The sequence below is a fragment of the Lysobacter sp. cf310 genome, assembly GCF_900114355.1.
Taxonomy (GTDB): domain Bacteria; phylum Pseudomonadota; class Gammaproteobacteria; order Xanthomonadales; family Xanthomonadaceae; genus Lysobacter.
Map to the genome: position 1 here is coordinate 506,636 of NZ_FOSS01000004.1, position 18,415 is coordinate 525,050.

General features: G+C 69.5%; 18 protein-coding genes. 8 read left to right on the forward strand and 10 right to left on the reverse strand.

Going from position 1 to position 18,415, the window contains the following annotated elements; genetic code table 11:
- Window positions 1-21 precede the first annotated feature (21 nt).
- Window positions 22-759 (reverse strand): uroporphyrinogen-III synthase, encoded by a 738-nt coding sequence (locus tag BMZ45_RS16760; protein WP_254776672.1) that lies wholly within the window; start codon window positions 757-759, stop codon window positions 22-24.
- Between the two features lie 103 nt (window positions 760-862).
- On the opposite strand from BMZ45_RS16760, the gene BMZ45_RS16765 reads away from it, so the two are divergent.
- The 6 genes from BMZ45_RS16765 to BMZ45_RS16790 all read left to right on the forward strand — a co-directional run bounded on the left by BMZ45_RS16765 (window position 863) and on the right by BMZ45_RS16790 (window position 5,727).
- Window positions 863-1,321, forward strand: coding sequence for a YiiD C-terminal domain-containing protein (locus BMZ45_RS16765; protein ID WP_091637658.1), 459 nt, complete (start codon window positions 863-865; stop codon window positions 1,319-1,321).
- A 73-nt stretch (window positions 1,322-1,394) separates the two neighbouring features.
- Window positions 1,395-1,811 carry a hypothetical protein gene (locus BMZ45_RS16770; protein WP_091637659.1) on the forward strand — a complete coding sequence of 139 codons (417 nt, stop codon included), beginning with the start codon at window positions 1,395-1,397 and terminating at the stop codon, window positions 1,809-1,811.
- Between the two features lie 100 nt (window positions 1,812-1,911).
- A complete protein-coding gene (locus BMZ45_RS16775; RefSeq protein WP_091637660.1) occupies window positions 1,912-2,349 on the forward strand; it encodes a rhodanese-like domain-containing protein in 438 nt (145 codons plus the stop codon).
- A gap of 160 nt (window positions 2,350-2,509) precedes the next feature.
- Entirely contained in the window at window positions 2,510-3,022 is a 513-nt protein-coding gene (gene secB, locus BMZ45_RS16780) for a protein-export chaperone SecB (RefSeq protein WP_091637661.1), read from the forward strand.
- 25 nt (window positions 3,023-3,047) lie between these two features.
- The gene (locus BMZ45_RS16785; RefSeq protein ID WP_091637662.1) at window positions 3,048-4,091 is read left to right on the forward strand and encodes an NAD(P)H-dependent glycerol-3-phosphate dehydrogenase; all 1,044 of its coding nucleotides are present in this window, start codon (window positions 3,048-3,050) and stop codon (window positions 4,089-4,091) included.
- A 100-nt stretch (window positions 4,092-4,191) separates the two neighbouring features.
- The gene (locus tag BMZ45_RS16790; protein WP_091637663.1) at window positions 4,192-5,727 is read left to right on the forward strand and encodes a hypothetical protein; all 1,536 of its coding nucleotides are present in this window, start codon (window positions 4,192-4,194) and stop codon (window positions 5,725-5,727) included.
- 126 nt (window positions 5,728-5,853) lie between these two features.
- Here BMZ45_RS16790 and BMZ45_RS16795 read toward each other — a convergent pair whose 3' ends face one another.
- The 3 genes from BMZ45_RS16795 to rtcR all read right to left on the reverse strand — a co-directional run bounded on the left by BMZ45_RS16795 (window position 5,854) and on the right by rtcR (window position 9,163).
- Window positions 5,854-6,456, reverse strand: a complete 603-nt coding sequence (locus BMZ45_RS16795) for an outer membrane beta-barrel protein (protein ID WP_057161580.1) — start codon at window positions 6,454-6,456, stop codon at window positions 5,854-5,856.
- A gap of 237 nt (window positions 6,457-6,693) precedes the next feature.
- Window positions 6,694-7,248 (reverse strand): OmpO family porin, encoded by a 555-nt coding sequence (locus tag BMZ45_RS16800; protein ID WP_057161581.1) that lies wholly within the window; start codon window positions 7,246-7,248, stop codon window positions 6,694-6,696.
- Between the two features lie 292 nt (window positions 7,249-7,540).
- The gene (rtcR, locus tag BMZ45_RS16805; RefSeq protein ID WP_091637664.1) at window positions 7,541-9,163 is read right to left on the reverse strand and encodes an RNA repair transcriptional activator RtcR; all 1,623 of its coding nucleotides are present in this window, start codon (window positions 9,161-9,163) and stop codon (window positions 7,541-7,543) included.
- Window positions 9,164-9,456: 293 nt separating this feature from the next.
- Between rtcR and BMZ45_RS16810 the strand changes: the two genes are divergently transcribed.
- A complete protein-coding gene (locus tag BMZ45_RS16810; protein WP_091637665.1) occupies window positions 9,457-10,683 on the forward strand; it encodes an RtcB family protein in 1,227 nt (408 codons plus the stop codon).
- 81 nt (window positions 10,684-10,764) lie between these two features.
- Window positions 10,765-11,784 carry an RNA 3'-terminal phosphate cyclase gene (rtcA, locus tag BMZ45_RS16815; RefSeq protein ID WP_091637666.1) on the forward strand — a complete coding sequence of 340 codons (1,020 nt, stop codon included), beginning with the start codon at window positions 10,765-10,767 and terminating at the stop codon, window positions 11,782-11,784.
- Window positions 11,785-11,861: 77 nt separating this feature from the next.
- Here rtcA and BMZ45_RS16820 read toward each other — a convergent pair whose 3' ends face one another.
- Genes BMZ45_RS16820 through BMZ45_RS16845 form a run of 6 tightly spaced genes read right to left on the reverse strand, consistent with a single transcriptional unit; the run spans window position 11,862 to window position 18,395 of the window.
- Window positions 11,862-13,385: a glycosyltransferase family 87 protein gene (locus tag BMZ45_RS16820; protein WP_175489121.1), complete on the reverse strand. Its 1,524-nt coding sequence runs from the start codon at window positions 13,383-13,385 to the stop codon at window positions 11,862-11,864.
- Window positions 13,386-13,434: 49 nt separating this feature from the next.
- Window positions 13,435-14,199 carry an HAD family hydrolase gene (locus BMZ45_RS16825; RefSeq protein ID WP_091637668.1) on the reverse strand — a complete coding sequence of 255 codons (765 nt, stop codon included), beginning with the start codon at window positions 14,197-14,199 and terminating at the stop codon, window positions 13,435-13,437.
- Entirely contained in the window at window positions 14,196-16,292 is a 2,097-nt protein-coding gene (locus BMZ45_RS16830) for a glycosyltransferase 87 family protein (RefSeq protein ID WP_139215544.1), read from the reverse strand. Before BMZ45_RS16830 ends, BMZ45_RS16825 begins: the two co-directional genes overlap by 4 nt.
- Window positions 16,289-16,876 (reverse strand): phosphatidylinositol-specific phospholipase C/glycerophosphodiester phosphodiesterase family protein, encoded by a 588-nt coding sequence (locus tag BMZ45_RS16835; protein ID WP_091637670.1) that lies wholly within the window; start codon window positions 16,874-16,876, stop codon window positions 16,289-16,291. The genes BMZ45_RS16830 and BMZ45_RS16835 overlap by 4 nt, the downstream gene beginning before the upstream one ends.
- Window positions 16,873-17,592 (reverse strand): glycosyltransferase family 2 protein, encoded by a 720-nt coding sequence (locus BMZ45_RS16840; protein ID WP_217643226.1) that lies wholly within the window; start codon window positions 17,590-17,592, stop codon window positions 16,873-16,875. Before BMZ45_RS16840 ends, BMZ45_RS16835 begins: the two co-directional genes overlap by 4 nt.
- Window positions 17,589-18,395: a class I SAM-dependent methyltransferase gene (locus BMZ45_RS16845; protein WP_056177051.1), complete on the reverse strand. Its 807-nt coding sequence runs from the start codon at window positions 18,393-18,395 to the stop codon at window positions 17,589-17,591. The genes BMZ45_RS16840 and BMZ45_RS16845 overlap by 4 nt, the downstream gene beginning before the upstream one ends.
- Window positions 18,396-18,415: the final 20 nt, after the last annotated feature.

Sequence of the window (18,415 nt, forward strand, 5' to 3'; positions counted from 1 at the left end):
CGGAAGGCCCGTGCTCGCAAGTCATGCGGATCCACGCAACTCGTCCGGCACCACCGCCAGCAGCTCGCGCGGACGCGGGCCGGCGGCGACCCGGACCCGGGCGAAACCCAGTCCGCGGGCGAGCTCGCCCAGGCGCGGGCTGGCGGCCAGCGCGGTGGCGCCGCGCAGGGCGCGCGCGGCGTCGTCGGGCAGGGTTTCCAGCACGCGCTGCAACGCTTCGCCGCTGGACAGGGCCAGCACCGCCGGCGCGTCCAGCGCGCGCAGCCGCGCGATCGCGCGCGCCGCGGGCGCGATCGGCTCGCGCGCATAGACGTCGGCGCGCAGCACCCGCGCGCCGCGCGCCTGCAATTCCGGGGTGAGCAGGCCGCGGCCGCCGGGGGCGGTGATCAGGCCGAGCGCGTGGCCGGCCAGTTCGCGGCTATCGAGCAGGGCGAGCAGGCCTTCGCTGTCCATCCGCCGCGGCGCCTGCACGCGCGCGATGCCGGCCCGGCGCAAGGCCGCCGCGCTGCCGGCGCCGACCGCGAACCATTCGCGCCGGCCGTCGTCGCGCAGCGGCCGCAAGGCGTGCGCGGCGCGCACCGCTTCGGGACTGGTGAACACCGCGTAGGGCGCGCTCAGCGCGGCCGCCAGGGCGGCGCGCGCGGCCTCGTCGTCGCGTCGGCGCCAACGCCACGGCGACAGCGCGATGAAGTCGGCGCCCAGCCGCGCCGCGGCCCGGCGCAGGGCCGCGTGCGCGCCGCTGGGCCGTAGCGAGATCACGTACCATCGCGGCGGTTGTGGCGGTGTGTGCGGACGCATGCCGGCAGCTTGGCATAGCCGCGCAGGCCGCGGCATCCCGTCCGCCTCCCCCAACGCGTGCCCCATGAGCCTCGAAGAAGCCCTGCAACGCCTGCGTCACCACTATCAATCGATGCCGCCGGTGGCGGCGATGCAGCTCAACGTCGCCGACTACGACGGCCAGCGCCTGCGCCTGCACGCGCCGCTGGCCCAGCACGTCAACGACAAGGGCTGCGCCTTCGGCGGCAGCCTGGCTTCGATGATGACCCTGGCCTCGTGGGGGCTGGTCTCGCTGCGCCTGGAACAGGCCGGCATCGACGCCGACGTTTATGTGGCCGACAGCCAGATCCGCTACCTCGCCCCCCTGTACGCCGACATCGACGTCGACGCCGAGCTCGCCGCCGACGCCGACTGGGACAGCTTCCTGAGCACCCTGCGCGAGCGCGGACGCGCCCGCACCGGCCTGGTGGCGCGCGTGCGCCTGCCCGAGGGCGGGGTCGCGACCGACTTCACCGCCCGCTACGTCGCCATCGCGCGCGGCTGAGGCGCGCGACACAACACCGGACGCGGAACCGGCTAGCATGTCGGCCGACGCGGTCCCTTGCTGGAGACACCCGATGCGCCTGTTGAAAGTCCTGCTGCTGCTGTGCCTGTGCGCGGTCGCCGGCGGCGCCCTGGCCAGCAAGAAGACCAACGAACTCGAACGCAACCAGTACGCCTGGTCCGGCGCGGTGCGCTGGGGCGAGTTCGAACAGGCGCAGAACCTGATCGATCCGATCTACCGCAAGGCCCACCCGGTCACCGCGCTGGAGTTGGAGCGCTACAAGCAGGTGCAGGTGTCGTCCTACCGCGACGTCGGCTCCAGCCTGGACAAGGAACGCGGCCTGGCCGTGCGCGACATCGAGATCGGCGTGATCAACCGCCACACCCAGGCCGAGCGCACCGTGCGCTACCGCGAGGAATGGCGCTGGGACCCGATCGCCAAGACCTGGTGGCTGACCTCGGGGCTGCCGGACCTCTGGGACGGCATGTAAACCCCGCCAGGGCCCGTCGCGACGGGCTCGCCCCGGCTTTTTTGCGCCGCCCGCCGCCGTGGGCGACAATCGCGCCCCCATCCGTCGTCCCCGTGATCCTGTGACCCTAGAAGAACTGCTCGCCTTCGGCAGCCGCCACATGTTCCTGTCGATGGGTCTGGTCGGCCTCACCGTCGCGCTGGTCTACACGGAAGGCGCGCGCCTGTTCCGCGGCTACAAGGCCCTGCGCCCGGCCGAGCTGACCGGCCTGATCAACCGCGAGAACGCGCTGGTGGTCGACCTGTCGGCGACCGGCGATTTCGAGAAGGGCCACATCGCCGGCAGCCGTTCGGTCTCGCCCGGCCAGTTCGATCCCGAGAACAAGCTGCTGGCCAGCGCCAAGTCGCTGCCGGTGGTCATGGTCTGCCGCAACGGCCAGGCCTCGGCCGACGCCGCCAAGCGCCTGAAGAAGGCCGGCTTCGAGCAGGTCTACTGGCTCGATGGCGGCGTGCAGGCCTGGCAGCAGGCCGATCTGCCGCTGGTCAAGGGCCGCGCCTGATCCCGCCGCGCGGCGGCCGCCGTGCGCGGCGGCCCCTTGCGTGCGGCGCGCGGCGCCCCCACGCCTGAACGCGGGGCGTGGTTCGCACGCATGCCATAATCGGCCTCTTTCCGCGGTTTCGACCGCATCATCAAACACTTAACACCGCTGGAGTCATCCGATGTCCGAAGAAAACGTCAACGGCGCCGTCGCGCCGGTCGAAGCCGCCGGTCCGGCGTTCACGGTCGAAAAGATCTACGTGAAGGACGTCTCCTTCGAAGTCCCCGGCGCGCCGGCGGTGTTCAACGAGACCGCGCAGCCGCAGCTGCAGATGAACCTCAACCAGAGCGTGCAGCGCCTCAACGACGCCGCCTTCGAAGTCGTGCTGGGCATCACCCTGACCTGCAGCGCCGGCGACAAGCCGATGTACCTGGCCGAAGTGAAGCAGGCCGGCGTGTTCGGCCTGGCCGGTTTCGACGAGGCCACCCTGGACGGCATGCTGGGCACCCATTGCCCGAACGTGCTGTACCCGTACGCGCGCCAGCTGATCAGCGACCTGATCCAGTCCGGCGGCTTCCCGCCGTTCTTCCTGCAGCCGATCAACTTCGACGCCCTGTACGCCGAAGGCCTGCGTCAGCGCGCCTCGCAGCAGCAGGGCGGTCTGGCCGACGCGGAGACCGCGGGCAACGCCTGAGGGCCGCCCGCGATCGGACCACGGCATGGGCACGGACACGAATTCCGATGATGCCTCGCTGCGCGTGGCGGTATTGGGCGCGGGCTCCTGGGGCACCGCGCTCGCCGCCCTGATCGCGCGGCACGGTCACCCGACCGTGCTGTGGGGCCGCGACGCCGACGGCGTCGCGGCGATCGAATCGCAACACGAAAACCCGCGTTACCTGCCGGGCATCGCCCTGCCGGACACGCTGCGCGCGACCGCCGACATGGCGACCGCGCTGGCCGGCGCCGATCTGGTGCTGGTGGTGGTGCCCTCGCACGCCTTCGCCGAAACCTTGCGCGCGCTCGCGCCGCATCGTCCGGCGCGGGCCGGCGTGGCCTGGGCGACCAAGGGCTTCGAACCCGGCAGCGGCCGCTTCCTGCACGAAGTCGCGGCCGAAGTGCTGGGCGACGACGTGCCGCTGGCCGTGGTCACCGGCCCGTCCTTCGCCAAGGAAGTCGCGCAGGGCCTGCCGACCGCACTGACCGTGCACTCCGACGATGCCGCCTTCGCGCGTGCGGTCGCCGGCGTGCTGCATGGCCCGACCTTCCGCGCCTACACCGGCGACGACATGCTCGGCGCCGAACTCGGCGGCGCGATGAAGAACGTGCTCGCGGTCGCCACCGGCGTCGCCGACGGCATGCAACTGGGCCTCAACGCCCGCGCCGGCCTGATCACCCGCGGCCTCAACGAGATGCTGCGCCTCAACCACGCCATCGGCGGCCAGCCGGAAACCCTGATGGGTCTGGCCGGCCTCGGCGATCTGGTCCTGACCTGCACCGGCGACCTGTCGCGCAATCGTCGCCTCGGCCTGGCGCTGGGACGCGGCCAGAGCATCGAAGCGGCGGTGCGCGAGATCGGCCAGGTGGTCGAATCGGTGCAGACCGCCGACGAAGTCATGCGCCAGGCCGAACGCCACGGCATCGAACTGCCGATCTCCAGCGCGGTCCAGGCCGTGCTGCACGGCACGATCACGCCCGCCGACGGCCTGCGCCAGTTGCTCGCGCGCGAACAGAAGCCCGAATACCCGCACGAACTGTTCGGCTGAGTGCGGCATCGCGCGGCGCGTGGCTGCGCCGTCGTCCGGCTTGGCCTGAGCGCCGGCCGAGGCCACACTAGCGCGCCTCCCCCGCCGAAACGGACTTCCGATGCGCGCGCTACTCGCGGTTCTGCCGCTGCTGCTGTGTTTTTCCGCGCCCGCCCGTGCCGCCGTGCCGCCCTGCGGCGAGTATCGCCCCGACGACGAATACGCGCCGCTGCTGAGCTTCGCCGGCAACAGCGTGAGCGCGCGCGACCGCCAGGGCTTTGTCAGCACCAGCGCCTGGCGCTACCGCATCGACGGCGACACCTTGTTGATGCGTCACGCCGACAGCCCGCTGCTCGACGTCTACCGCATCGAGGCCGACGGCGAGCGGCTGGTGCTGCAACCCGACCGCATGCGCAGCCAGGCGCTGACCTATCGCCGCAGCGCGCCCGCGGTCTGCGTCCCCACGCTGGGCGCGGGTGTCGCGAACGCGCCGCAGGGCACGCCCGAGGCCGAGCAGGATCGCCTGGCCTGCGCCGCCGGCGACATCCAGGCCTGTGTCGGCGAGCTCGCCTACGACCGCGAGACGCCGGACGATCAGCGCGCCAAGCGCTTGGAGGCGTATTGCCGGCAGGACGCCAGCCCCTACGCCTGCGAAGAATGGGCCAAGGCGCTCGCCCCCAAGGATCCGAACGCGCCGCTGTACCTGTTCCGCACCGCGGCGGTATCGGCGCCGGAACTGGCCGCCTTGCGCGCGGGCTGCCGCGAAGCGCGCTCGGCCAAGGCCTGCACCGCGCTGGCCGAGCAGGACTGGATCGCCGGCCGCTACGCCAGCGCGCGCGACACCCTGGTCGCCGCCTGCGAATGGCGCCTGGACGCGCAGGCCTGCGAGCATGCGCAGGGCCTGAAGGTGATCGCGCTCAGCGACGCGCCCGCGCGGCGCAAGCCGCAGCAGCCCTGTGGCACCTACGCCAGCGGCGCCGGCGGCTTGTTCGACGTGTTCCGTTTCGGCGACGACCGCGCGGTGGCCGCCTCCAGCGACGGCGAAGCGACCATGCGCTATCGCCTGCGCGAGGACCAGGTGCTGGTGCGCCACGACAAGGGCGACGACTTCGTGCTGCGCTGGCTGGGCGACGACACCCTGGTCGGCATGGACGACTGGACCCGATTCACCGTCTATCTGCGCGGCATGCCCGAGACCTGCGCGGCGGTGCCGCTGCCGATCGCCAGCGACCGGATCATCGAAACGCCCTACCGCGTCGACCACTGCGCGCTCGCCGCCGGCGCCAGCGTCGAGGCCTGCTGCGCGAGCGGCTCGATGTCGGCCTGCATGGGCGCCGGCCACACCGCCGCGCTCGGCGGCGACTGGGCGCGCGCGGCCGGCTACTACGATCGCGTGTGCGCGATGCACGTGCGCGAGGGCTGCGGCAACGTGGTCGAGGCCTATCACAACAGCGGCGACGACCAGCTCCTGGCCGGCATCCGCAAGGTCTGCCACGACGAGCCGCGTTCGGTTGCCTGCGAGGAACTGGACCTGGCCAGCGCCGCGACGATCACCCGCAAGCAGTTGGAGCGCGATGTCGAACAGTCGCTGCGCGAACTGCTGGAGCGCGTGCCGGCGGAGGCGCAGGAGGAAGCGCAGGACGATAGCGGGGACTGAGCAGGCCGCGGCGATGCCCGCGGCTCACCGCGTCCCACGCGCCAGGGCGCTTGCGCGCCTGTCGATCGCCCAAAGAAAAAGCCCGGCATGCCGGGCTTTCTCTTGTCGTTCGACCGCTACGCTGGATCAGAAGCTGGCGCGAGCGCCGATCATGTACTGCGTGGTGTCTTCGACGAACTCGACCTCGGCCACGACGCCCCAGGTCTGGTTGAACTTGTACTGGCCGCCGAGGGTGCCGACGAAGTCGCCTTCGAAGTCGCCGCCGTCGATGTAGCCGGCCTTGACCCAGCCTTCCAGGTTGTCGGTCATCTCGCCGCGGATACCGAGGTTGAGCTTGCCGCCCTTGCCTTCGCCGCTGCTGTTCTCGACCGAGATTTCCTGACGCAGGTACGACAGCTCGGCGATGAAGTCGGCGCGGTCGCTGATGTCGGCGTGGTAGCCGAAACCGATTTCGGCGGTTTCGAAGTCGGTGTCGAAGGTGCCGGGGATGCCGTTGACGCGGACATCGTCCTGGGTCTTGCTGTAGTGACCGAAGACGGTGAAGTTTTCGCCCAGCTCGACCGAGCCGCGGATGTAGCCGCCGTCCAGCTCCGGATCGAAGCCGGCGACGCCGGTGTCGACGTCAACGCGGGTGTAGCCGCCTTCGACGTAGGAATAGCTCAGGCCCTCGGCCGAGGCGACGAACGGGGCGGTGGCCAGCAGCGCTGCCAGCACGAGTTGCTTCTTCATGAATTCTCAATCCTGATGTTTGGTTTGCGTCCATGCCGCAATGCGGCGGGGCGCACGATAACGAAACATTCACATCCCCACAACTGCCAAAGGCAACACAGATTCCGTGTGACCGCCTTTGGAATGGGGTTTAACCGGTTCGGCGCAAAAAAAGAGCCCGGCCGGGGCCGGGCTCGATCGCGACGTTCGGGGGAGAGAGAGAAAAATCGCGATTGGTACGGGGTGACGCGCTCGCGCTTAGAAGCTGACGCGCGGGCCAACGAAGAACTGGGTATCGCCGTCGACGAACTTGACGTCGCCGTTCACGCCCCAGGTGTCGTTGAACTTGACCAGAGCGCCGACGCGGCCGTAGAACTCGCCGTCCGACTTCTCGTAGTCCTCGTAACCGGCCAGCGCATAACCCTGGATGTTCGGGGTCAGCGTGCCGTTGACGCCGGCTTCGACGCTGTAGCCGTTGAAGTCCAGACCCTGGCCGGCGTCGAACTTCTCGTAGGCCACGCGGGTCAGCAGGTCAACGCGCGAGTTCAGCTCGTGGTTGTAGCCCAGGCCGACGCGCCACTGGTCGAAGTCGATATTGGTGTTGTCGATCTCCTGCTTGCTGTAGCCGCCGAAGATGTGGAAGTTGTCGGCGATCGCGCCCGAGCCGTTCAGGGCCCAGCCGTCGGCGTCGCCGCCATCGGTGTTGGTCTTGGCGTAACCGCCTTCGACGTAGGTGTAGGACACGCCCTCGGCCGCGGAGGCGGCGAACGGCAGGGCGGCGAGCAGGGTCAGGGCAAGCAAAGTGCGCTTCATAAAGGTCTCAGCCTCTTATTGGTTTTGTGCGTCCGAATCGCGGCGCCTCGGGGTGGGGCGGCTCTTGTGATTCGGATGTGGCGCAGTATCCAAGCGCCGATTCAATCGAAGCTGAATTTTGTACTTGAAAGTTTAGGAACTCTGCGGTTCGTGCACGGTCGCGACGAAAGTCATGCCTGTTAAATGCTTGTAAACAAAGGGTTTGCGGCGTATTCGCCGAACAAAACGGCGGATGAATGCGCGCTGGCAACGTTTACAGACGCGTCCGAAAGGCACCGGATATGCGCGGCTTTTACCGCTCCGTATCGTGTCGGACGAGGCTGGCCGCGGCCTCGCGCAGCTGTTCCCAGTCCAGCCCGTAGCGCCCCAGGTATTTGCGCAGGCGGTCGGCGTCGTTGGTGCTGGCGCGCTGGCTGCGCGAGACCGCGAACAGCTCGCGTCCGGCCTGCGACAGCGATTTCGCGCGTGCGCACACGCGCGCCACGTCTTCCAGTTGCACGCGGTCGAAGCGGTCCAACTCGTCCCAGCGCTGGCCCAGCAGGGCCTGCAGCGGCGACAGCGGCCGGCCCGAACGCCACAGCCGGCGCAGGCGCTCGATTTCCTCTTCGACTTGCGCGGTCTGGATGCGCCCGGCGTTGGCCAGGGTCGCCATGCGCATCACCGAGGCGCCCAGGTCGCGGAAGTTGCCGCTCCAGGCGGCCTCGGCGCTGGTGGCGTAGCGCAGGTAGCGCTCGCGCGCCTCGCGGTTGAAGGTCACGCGCTGGTGCTGCTCGCGCGACCAGCGTTCGAGCTCGAAATCCAGATTCGGCTCGATGTCCTCGGCGCGCTCGGCCAGGCCGGGCAGGCGGTAGGTCCACAGGTTCAGGCGCGCCAGCAGGTCGTCGCGGAAACGGCCCTGCTGCACCGCCTCGTGCAGGTCGCGGTTGGTGCCGGCGATCAGCTGGAAGTCGCTTTCGACCTCCTTGTCGCTGCCCACCGGCAGAAAGCGCTTCTCTTCCAGCGCGCGCAGCAGCATCGCCTGTTCGTCCAGGCCCAGCTCGCCGATCTCGTCCAGGAACAGCAGGCCGCGATGGGCCGAGCGCAGCAGGCCGGCGCGGTCGCCGGCCGCGCCGGTATAGGCGCCTTTGACGTGGCCGAACAGCGAGCTCATCGCGCCGTCGCCGCGCAGGGTCGCGCAGTTGACCTCGACGAACTGGCCGGGCAGCTGGTGCTTGAGCTTCTTCAGCTCGAACACGCGCTTGGCCAGCTGGCTCTTGCCGGCGCCGGTCGGGCCCATCAGCAGCATCGGCGCGCGCGAGCGCGTGGCCACGGTTTCGATCTGCTCGATCATGCGGTTGAAGGCGGCGTTGCGGGTGGCGATGCCGCTCTTGAGCAGGTCGCGGTCGTGCAGCTGTTGTTGCTGGAAGCGCTGCGCGATCAGGTCGTAGCGCGACAGGTCCAGGTCGATCACCGCGTAGGTGCCCGGATCGGCGCCGCCCTGCTTGCGCGGCGGCGAGGTCTGCAGCAGGCGGCCTGGGAAGTGCCGGCTCTCGGTCAGCAGGAACCAGCAGATCTGGCTGACGTGGGTGCCGGTGGTGATGTGGACGTAGTAGTCCTCTTCCTCCGGCTTGAACTCGTAGCCGGCCAGGAAATCGTGCAGCGCCGCGTACACGCCTTCGAAGTCCCAGGGGTCGGCCAGATAGGTGTCGTGGATGCGGACTTGCGTCTCCGGCGAGGCCTGGCCCAGGTCCTCGCGCACGGTCGCGGCGAGCTTGCCGTAGCGGCGCTGGTCCAGCAGCAGTTCCAGGCGGTCGAGCAGGAAGTCCTGGTGCATGCCCAGCGACACCGTCGGCCGCCATTTCTCCCAGCGCCCGGGCCCGGTACCACTGTCCAGCGTGGTGCCGAGCATGCCGATCACGACCTGGCGCTTGCGCATATCCATTCCTATAAGAGACGCGCCGAGAATATACGAAATTCAGATGGCTACCGGATTCCATCCGCCCAGATATCGAAAATAGTCCTTCAATATCAATTGGATATCGCGTCGGCGCGAAGTTGGCATGGCGATTGCTCTAGTACCTGAGCACCCGGCGGATTCCGGCGGGTGCGAGCAGGCAGCGGCGCCTGGCTGGCAATGGGGCCAGCCGGGCCGGCCGGAACGGCGCGCCAAGGCGGCGGCCACCGGCCCGGCGCCACGGCGCGGTACCACCAACGAATAGAGTGAAGGCCATGAGCACCCAGAATTACGACGTCATCCAGGAGCCCGGCTCCGCCCCGATCAAGCTGTGGACGCGCGGCGTGCCGCTGGAGGACGAGGCGCGCCAGCAGTTGCAGAACATCGCCAAGCTGCCCTTCATCCACCGCTGGATCGCGGTGATGCCGGACGTGCATCTGGGCAAGGGCGCGACCGTGGGCTCGGTGGTGCCGACCATCGGCGCGATCGTGCCGGCCGCGGTCGGCGTCGACATCGGCTGCGGCATGATCGCCGCGCGCACCAGCCTGATCGCGAGCGACCTGCCGGACGATCTGGCCGGCCTGCGCAGCGCGATCGAGCGCGCGGTGCCGCACGGCCGCACCGCCGGCCGCGGCGTGCGCGACAAGGGCGCCTGGCAGAACCCGCCCGAGCGCGCGATCGAGGGCTGGTCGCAGCTGGTCGCCGATTTCCAGCGCATCTGCGAGCGCCACCCGCGCCTGAAGAACACCAACAACCTCAACCATCTGGGAACCCTGGGCACCGGCAACCATTTCGTCGAGGTCTGTCTGGACGAGGAGCAGCGTGTGTGGTTCATGCTGCACTCCGGCTCGCGCGGCGTCGGCAACGCGATCGGCACCCACTTCATCGAGCTGGCCAAGCAGGACATGCGCCGGTGGATGATCAACCTGCCCGATCAGGACCTGGCGTACCTGCCCGAAGGCAGCGAGCATTACGCGGACTACGTGTTCGCGGTCGACTGGGCGCAGCGTTACGCGCGCATCAACCGCGAGATCATGATGCAGCACGTGGTCGCGGCCGCGCGTCAGGTGATCGCCAAGCCTTTCGAGGCCGCGGCCGAGGCGGTGAACTGCCACCACAACTACGTCAACCGCGAGCAGCACTTCGGCAAGGACGTGTTCGTGACCCGCAAGGGCGCGGTCAGCGCGCGCAAGGGCGAGTTGGGCATCATCCCCGGCAGCATGGGCGCGAAGAGCTTCATCGTGCGCGGCCTGGGCAATGCCGACAGCTTCCATAGCTGCAGCCATGGCGCGGGCCGGGTGATGAGCCGTACCCAGGCGCGCAAGCTGATCAGCGTGGCCGATCACGTCAAAGCGACCGCGCACGTGGAATGCCGCAAGGACGCGGAGGTGGTCGACGAGTCGCCGGCCGCGTACAAGCCGATCGAAGCCGTGATGGCCGCGCAGAGCGACCTGGTCGAGATCGTGCATACGCTGCGTCAGGTGGTGTGCGTCAAGGGTTGAGCGCGTCGCCCACGGGCGACACGGTATTTACATGGAAACGGACGGGGCGGGCCCCGTCCGCATCGTTATTCGGAATTGGCAATGGACATGATCGAACTGGACGGCTCGGCGGGCGGCGGGCAACTGCTGCGCACCGCCTTGAGCCTGAGCCTATGCACGGGCATCGGCTTCACCATGCAGCACATTCGCGCCCAGCGTTCGCGCCCCGGCCTGATGCGCCAGCACCTCACCGCCGTCAACGCGGCCGCGACCGTCGGCCGCGCCTTCGTGCACGGCGTCGACCTGGGCGCGACCCGCCTGCGCTTCGAGCCGGGCCAGGTCGTGCCGGGCGACTATCGCTTCGCCACCGGCACCGCCGGCTCGACCACGCTGGTGCTGCAGACGGTGTTGCCCGCGCTGTGGGCTTGCGACGCGCCCTCGCAACTGCGGCTGGAGGGCGGTACCCACAATCCGCTCGCGCCCAGCGCCGACTTCATCGCCGACAGCTACCTGCCGGCCCTGCGCAAGATCGGCGTGGACGCATCGCTGCGCCTGGAGCGCCACGGCTTCTACCCGGCCGGCGGCGGCGTGCTGCACGCCACGGTCCAGCCCGGCGCGCGCCTGCAGCGCTGCGTATTCGATGCGCGCGGCGAGCGCGAGTCGGTGCGCGCGACCGCGCTGCTGTCGGGGCTATCGGCCGCTATCGGCCGCCGCGAGCTGGACGTGGTGGGCGAGCGTCTGGGCCTGGGCGAGAGCGAGCTGGACCTGCACCAGGTGCGTCCGGCGATCGGCCCGGGCAACGCCTTGAGCGTGCAGGTGCGCCACGCCGCGCACTGCGAGACCTTCACCGGTCACGGCGAGCGCGGCGTGCTGGCCGAGCAGATCGCGCGCAAGCTCGCCGACGAGGTCCGGGTCTATCTGGATTCGCCGGCCTGTGTGAGCGAGCACCTGAGCGATCAGTTGCTGCTGCCGATGGCCCTGGCCGGCGGCGGCGCGTTCACCACCACCACGATCAGCGAGCACCTGAGCAGCAACGCGCGCCTGATCGAGAAGTTCCTGCCGGTGGAAATCGACTGGCAGGCGCTGGGGCCGGATCACTGGCAGGTCGCGGTAAGCGCCTAGCCGACCCACGCGGTCGCCCGTCGATCAAGCTCTTGCTGCAGCTGCAGAGGCAGCTGAGCGAGTAACGCCGGGCTCGCTCACCCCATCGACAGCGCCGGACTCGGCGCTGTCGATGCGCGTGCGACCGGCTCTCCCTGCGGCCGACGCAGCACCACCCACAGGCACAGGCCCAGCGCGACGAACTGGCTGAAGCTGGACAGCGCCAGACGGCCCATCAGTTCGGGCAGGGGCATGCCGCCGAACGGCAGCACCGCGCTCAGCGCGAGGTAGGCGATGGCCAGCGCGACGATGCGCGGCGGCTGCAGGCGGCTGCCTGCGGCGACCAGCAGCCACAGCCAGATCGGCGCGAACAGGCCGTTGTGGTCGGGCACGAAGGGGCTGCGGTAGGCGGCCAGGGCCAGCAGCGCCAGCCAGGTCGAGACCAGTTCCAGCCGCGACATTCTCGACGCCCGGCGCGCGGCGAAGATCGCCAGCGCGAACACCGCCAGCGTCCAGACCCAGGACACCGCCTTCTCCACCGCCGGCGTCATGCCGCCCACGCCCAGCAGCTCCAGCTTCAGGGTCAGGCCGGGCACCGAATCGTTGATCGCCACCACCGGTTCCAGTCCGTCCAGCCACAGGAAGGCCCAGGACTCGTTGCTGAGGATGCGCGGCGCCTGGAACTGGAAGAAGGCCTCGAACGGCGCCGTACCCAGCCAGAGCATCGCGATCACGCTGTACAGCGCGGCGAACGCGATCGTCCACGCCGCCTCGCGCCAGCGCCGTGCGGCCAGCAGGTACAGGCCGAGCAGACCGGGGAACAGCTTGAACACGGCGAAGCCGAGCAGGGCGCCGCCGGCGATCGGGCGGTCGCGCCAGAACAGCATCATCGCCAGCAGCGACATCGCGATCGCGGCGATCTGGAAATTGCCCAGCTGCAGGGTCAGCAGCACCGGCGTGCTCAGCCACAGCGCCGGCATCAGCAGAGCGACGCGGCGCCCGGCGGCGCCGCCGATCCAGCGCCCGAGCACGAACACGCTGGCGGCCAGCACCGCGCCCTCGATCGCGAACCACAGCGCGCGCAGCTCGATGAAGCCGTCGCTCACCGCCAGGCCGGCGCGCGGCAGTATCAGGAACTGCGGCAGGTAGAGGAAGTCGTCGAGCTTGAAGCGGCCTTCCATGCCGGCGTAGTGCTCGGGGTCGTAGAGGTTGGGCACGCCCTGCGCGGCCAGGCCGGCGGCCTTCCACATGCCGGAGAAGCAGTTGTGGCGCACGTAGAACTCGTCGAACCAGTAGGCCGAGGCCTGCGCCTGCGCGGGGTCGAGCATGAACAAGGCGACGCCGGCGGTGCGCGCGATCGCGGCCAGCGCGATCAGCAGCCACAGCGCGCTCCAGATCGGATGCGCGCGGCGCAGTCCGTCCCATTCGGCGGGCAGCCGGCGCGCCAGCCAGGGCGTGGCGAAGGCCGCCAGGGCCAGCGCGATCGCCAGGGCGACGCTGGGCGCGAACGCGGTCGGCAGATACGCGCCCACCGCCACCGCCGGCAGGGTCGCCAGCAGCAGGCTCAGCAGGGCGGCGACGACCCAGCGTTCGCTGGAGATCCGGTGCGCGGCGAGGTTCATGCGGTCTGGCTCCGAAGGACGGTGCGACGCGGGCGACGGCGGGCGGCGTTCACTGCGCGGCCCAGCCTTCGACCTTGCCCGAGAACACGTAGCGGCTGAGTTCCTCGAAGTCGTCGAACACCAGGTCCGGCGCCGACTCGCGCGCATGGCCGTTGTGGGCGCGGTCGACGCGCAGCAGGGTGGTGATGCCGAAGCGGCGCGCGCCGGCGATGTCGCTGGCCGGGTCGTCGCCGATCATCCAGATGCGCTCCGGATCGATGCCGAGCTTGTCGATCGCCAGCTGGAACGGCGCCTCCTGCGGCTTGTCGGCGCCGGCCTCCTCGGAGGTCACCACGTAGTCGAAGCAATCGTCCAGGCCGAAGTAGATGATCTTGCGGAATTGGATCTGCGAGGTGAGGTCGGTGATGATCGCCGTGCCGATGCCGCGGCTGCGCAGCGCCATCAGGAACTCGCGCACGCCCGGGAACAGCTCGCAGTGGGCGAGGAAGGTGCGCCAGTAGGTCTGTTCCAGATCCAGCGTGATCACCAGCTGGGTCTTGCGCCCCAGCAGTTCGATGCCGCGCTGGAAGTACAGCAGGCGGCTGTGCGAACTGGCGGTGCGGCCCAGGCGCTGCTTCACCTCCAGCCGCGCCTGCGAGAAGGCCTGGCGCACGTCGGCGACCTCGCAGCCCAGCAGGCGCACCGCTTTCTCCTCGGCGGCCACGGTCGCGCAGGCGTGCGGATGGCCGTAGGCGTAGAGGGTGTTGTCGGTGTCGAAGATGATCGCCTGCGGCGCGCGCAGGGCGGTGTCCGCGGTGTGGATGTTCAGGCTCATTGGATTCGGTTCTTCAGGGCTTCTTCGGTGTGCACCAGGACCAGCAACTGCATGATCCCGCTCATGCCGTCCTCCCACTGGGGACGGATGTCCAACATCTCCTGCAGGCCGGGCACCAGACTGCGCGCGGCCAGGGCGATGTCCTCGGCGACCACGTCGCCTTCGATCTCCATTTCGACCTCGCCCGACTCGTCGGCCAGCTGCACGTCCAGGTGCAGGCCGCACACGCCGATCAGGATTCGCGCCACGCGCTCGTGGTAGGTGCCGTTGCGGATCAGCGCGACCAGCTTCAGGCGCACCTGGTCGGGCGCGATGCCGCGCTCGAGCTGCTGCGGATTGACCGGCTGCAGGCGCAGCACCAGGCTCGCCACCGCCTTCTGCGGGTGGATGTAGCGCTGCGAATCCGGCGCGCGCCGCTCCAGCGAGCCGGTGACCGCGGCCAGGTCGTGGCCGCGCTGATGCACGTCCCGATGGATCTTCCAGGCCCGGCGCAGCGATTCGTCCACGTCCAGGAACACGCTGACGTCGTAGCGCCGGCGCAGGCGCGGGAAGTGCAGCGCGTGCAGGCCCGAGGCGATGATCACATCGTTCTTGGCCAGCAGGGTCGGCTTCTCGAAACGTCCGGCGCTGTGGTCGTAGCGGCGGCAGACGATGGCCTTGCCGTCCATCAGCGCCAGCACGTCGTTGCCGAAGCGCTGCAGGTCGTTGGCGCGCGGATTGAGGTGGGTCAGGCCCTTCCACATCGGCGCGTAGCGGTCCCAGATGTGGTAATCGTCGCCGGACACGTGCACCACCGAGTGGTCGCCGAACACGCCGGCCAAGGCGCGGCTCAGGGTGTCCTTGCCCGAGCCCGAATCGCCGGCGATGCCCAGCGCCAGCGGCTTCTGGGCGATGCGGTAGTAGTCGTTGCGGCCGACGCGCTCGCGCAGCATCTGCACGATCAGCACCAGGCCCGAGGCCACCACCAGGGTCATCCACAGCGAATGGATATGCGGGGTGATGCGCGCGGCCACCGTCGCGATCGCCGGTGCCGGGTCCCAGCCCAGCGACGGTACGGCGGCGCCGCTGGAAATGAACACGTGCATCGCGATCAGCAACAGCGAGAAGCCGCCGGCCAGCACGCGCGCGCTGCGGTCGCCCTGCAACTGGTGCGCGACCAGGAACGGCACCAGCCACAGGTACCAGCCCGGCGGCGCCGGCGTGCCCAGCACCACCAGGAAGAACGAGAGCCCGGTGCTGGCGATCAGCAGCTCGAAGCTGATGCGGCGGAAACGCCAGGCCGCGTAGGCCGCCAGCAGGTACAGGGTCGGCGTCAGATAGAGCTTGAGTTCATCGCCCAGCGGCAGGGCCAGGTCGAACACGCGCCCGAATTCGCGCGAGCCGAAGACCATGCTCACGAAGCCGGACGACGCCAGCCAGGGCAGCGTCAGCAGCGTCGCCAGCACCGCGCAGGCCAGCGCGAACGGCGCCAGCATCGAGCGCAGGCGCTTGTTGCGCCACAAGTAGATGCCGATGAAGGGCGCGGCCAGGCCCATGCTGAGCTTGGCCGCCAGCGCCAGGCCCAGCGTGGCGCCGGAGGCGACCGGGCGATAGCGGCGGATCAACAGCAGCGACAGCAGCAGCAAGGCGATCGGCACGATGTCGGTCTGGCCGTTCCAATAGGTCACGAACAGCACGATCGGCGACCACCAGTACAGCCACAGCAGCATGCGCGGCTGCTCGGTCGGCAGCAGGCGCCGCAACAGCAGCAGGCAGGCCAGGTCGGCGCCGAGCAGGCCCAGGCGGAAGCCGATGCCGGTGTAGGCGCCGCTGCCGGTGGCGGCGTCGATCAGCCAGCCCAGCACGCTGCCCGGCGCGTGCGCGAGCAGCATCACCGGGCCGTAGGGATAGGCCAGCGGCGTGCCGCCGGCGGCGAGGAAGCTCGACCACGGATCCAGGCTGGGGAATCGGATCGCGTGGTCCAGGAACGGCAGGAACCACTGCTGCTGGATCTTCGGCACCAGCAGCACGATCAGCAGCGCGCGCAGCAACAGGCCGGCGCGGAACTCCCAGGTCCGCAGCATCGGGTCTCGCCACAGCCGCGCCGCGCTCATCGCCAAAGCTCGGTCTCCTTGGTGCAGACCGCGTCCACGGCGATGCCTTCGCGCGCGAGCAGCTCGCGCATTTCGGCGATGCCCTGGGCGGCGTCGCGGCCCTGCAGTTCCGGCGAAACCAGACACAGGCGGAAGCCGGCCGCGCGCAGGCGCTCGGCCTGGGCGCGATCCAGCGGAAAGCGGGTGAAGCAGTCCACCCAGATCCAGTTCACCCGCCCGGCCAACGCCAGCGCGGTGTCGATCGATTCGTACTCCGACACCCGCACCGCGCAGCGCGCTTCGCCGCGCGCGGCGGTGCGGACCAGGAACGGGAAGGACTGGTCCAGGAAAAACCAGTCCTGGATGCCGCGCTCGCGCATCAGCGCGATCAGGCGGTCCTCCAGGCCTTCTTCCTTGACGTTGAGGATCAGCAGGCGATGGCGGTAATCGTCCAGCCAGTCCTCGAACTCCTCGCCGTCGGCGAAGGCGTCGTGGTGAACGATGATGGTCTCGCCGCGGCTGCGCAGATCGAGCTCGATCCCGAACTCCGGCGAGGTCGCGCGCAGTTCCGCGCGGGTGTTGCGGCGGTGGCGGACGATGATCATGCGGGGTGCGAGAGGTCTTTGCGCAGGCGCAGGCTGAAATCCAAGGTGCGGCGGATGAAGCGCGCCTTGGCGCGCCAGTTCACGTTCCAGTGCGAGCTGCCGTAGGCGCGTTCGCCGAAGCGGACCCGGAAGCGGCGCACTTGCAGGCCGCTGCGACGGGCCTGGTAGTAGGCGTACAGGTCCAGCGAGAAATCGTGCGGCGGCGCCTGCCAGCGTTCGAAGAAGGCACGCGCGAACAGGGTCGGCTGGGCGTTGATGTCCCACAGCCGGCGTCGCAGCAGCAGGGTCTCGAACAGCGACATGCCGATGGTGAAGACCACGTCCGCCAGCGGCCGGCCGTAGCGGCGGCCTTTGACGAACAGCGTGCTCGGGTCGCGGTCGTCGAACAGGTCCAGGCCTTCCAGCGCATCGGCCGGATCGGTCTGCATGTCGGCGTGGGTCCAGCCCACGATCAGGCCGCGCGCGGCGCGCAGGCCGGCGAGGATGCCGTAGCCATAGCCCTGGTTGCGTTCCACGCGCACGCTGCGGATGCGCTCGGCGCCCTGCAGCAGCGCGGCCAGCACCGCCGGGGTGTCGTCGGTGGAGCCGTTGTCGACCAGGATCGCTTCCACGTCCTCGCGCACGAAGGTCTGGTGCAGGCGCGCCACCAGCAACGGCAGGTTGCGGGCTTCGTTGTAGCAGGGGATCACCAGGGACAGGCGCAGGGAGGTGGTCACGGCGTTTCGATCTTCCTCAGCACCACCGAACGTCCCATCGCGAACACCGACGGCAGCAGCCGCACCAGGGCGCGGTCGGTGGCGTCGATCAGCTTGAGCAGGAAGCGCGGCAGCTCGACGGTCTTGGCCTGCACCACCACGCCGCCGGAAACCAGGAACACGAAGCACTCGTTGAGCTGGTTGCGCTCGATCGCGAAGCCGGGCAGGTGACGGCGGAACGCGTCCTCGTCGCGGAACAGCAGCAGCGGGATCGCGCAGTTGGCCGACCAGGGGTCGCGCGGGTCGTTGGCGACCACGTTCTCGTCGAACACGTCGATGTCGTAGGACCAGCCCTCGTGGCGCATCGCGCGCAGGGCCAGGCGCAGCAGGAAGCAGGTGTTGAGGTCCTGGATCAGGATCAGCCCGCCCGGGGCGAGCTTGCGCTGCATGACCTGGAAGAAGCGCACCGGATTGGGCAGGTGGTGGATCATGTGGCTGAACACCGCCACGTCGATCGAACCGTCCGGATACGGAGGGTCCATGGCGTCGGCGACATCGTCGATCCACGGCCGCGCTTCCACGTCGGTGATGCGGAAATTGTCGTGGCGGATGAATTCCTTGCTGAAGCCGGAGCCGGCGCCGAACTCGACCACGCGCTGGCCGGGCTTGAGGTAGGCGTTCATCCAGTCGTAGCGCTTGTGCAGCAGGAACTCGAGATTGCGCGGGCGGTGCTTGAGGAAGAACTCGCGCGCCAGTCCGACTTCGCCTTCGTGCGCGAAGCGGTTCTCCTCGTGCGTGGGGAAGTAGGTGCTAGGCAGGACCATGGGACGACTCTCCGGCGGAA

What these genes read in the sequence shown, in the direction of transcription:
- BMZ45_RS16820 (WP_175489121.1), bottom strand. Translation starts at nt 13,385, where the DNA reads ATGAACCTCGCCGCGCACCGGATCTCCAGCGAACGCTGGGTCGTCGCC.
- BMZ45_RS16830 (WP_139215544.1), bottom strand. Translation starts at nt 16,292, where the DNA reads ATGAGCGCGGCGCGGCTGTGGCGAGACCCGATGCTGCGGACCTGGGAG.
- rtcR (WP_091637664.1), bottom strand. Translation starts at nt 9,163, where the DNA reads ATGCGCAAGCGCCAGGTCGTGATCGGCATGCTCGGCACCACGCTGGAC.
- secB (WP_091637661.1), top strand. Translation starts at nt 2,510, where the DNA reads ATGTCCGAAGAAAACGTCAACGGCGCCGTCGCGCCGGTCGAAGCCGCC.
- BMZ45_RS16785 (WP_091637662.1), top strand. Translation starts at nt 3,048, where the DNA reads ATGGGCACGGACACGAATTCCGATGATGCCTCGCTGCGCGTGGCGGTA.
- BMZ45_RS16765 (WP_091637658.1), top strand. Translation starts at nt 863, where the DNA reads ATGAGCCTCGAAGAAGCCCTGCAACGCCTGCGTCACCACTATCAATCG.
- BMZ45_RS16790 (WP_091637663.1), top strand. Translation starts at nt 4,192, where the DNA reads ATGCGCGCGCTACTCGCGGTTCTGCCGCTGCTGCTGTGTTTTTCCGCG.
- BMZ45_RS16800 (WP_057161581.1), bottom strand. Translation starts at nt 7,248, where the DNA reads ATGAAGCGCACTTTGCTTGCCCTGACCCTGCTCGCCGCCCTGCCGTTC.
- BMZ45_RS16845 (WP_056177051.1), bottom strand. Translation starts at nt 18,395, where the DNA reads ATGGTCCTGCCTAGCACCTACTTCCCCACGCACGAGGAGAACCGCTTC.
- BMZ45_RS16770 (WP_091637659.1), top strand. Translation starts at nt 1,395, where the DNA reads ATGCGCCTGTTGAAAGTCCTGCTGCTGCTGTGCCTGTGCGCGGTCGCC.
- BMZ45_RS16795 (WP_057161580.1), bottom strand. Translation starts at nt 6,456, where the DNA reads ATGAAGAAGCAACTCGTGCTGGCAGCGCTGCTGGCCACCGCCCCGTTC.
- rtcA (WP_091637666.1), top strand. Translation starts at nt 10,765, where the DNA reads ATGGACATGATCGAACTGGACGGCTCGGCGGGCGGCGGGCAACTGCTG.
- BMZ45_RS16810 (WP_091637665.1), top strand. Translation starts at nt 9,457, where the DNA reads ATGAGCACCCAGAATTACGACGTCATCCAGGAGCCCGGCTCCGCCCCG.
- BMZ45_RS16835 (WP_091637670.1), bottom strand. Translation starts at nt 16,876, where the DNA reads ATGATCATCGTCCGCCACCGCCGCAACACCCGCGCGGAACTGCGCGCG.
- BMZ45_RS16825 (WP_091637668.1), bottom strand. Translation starts at nt 14,199, where the DNA reads ATGAGCCTGAACATCCACACCGCGGACACCGCCCTGCGCGCGCCGCAG.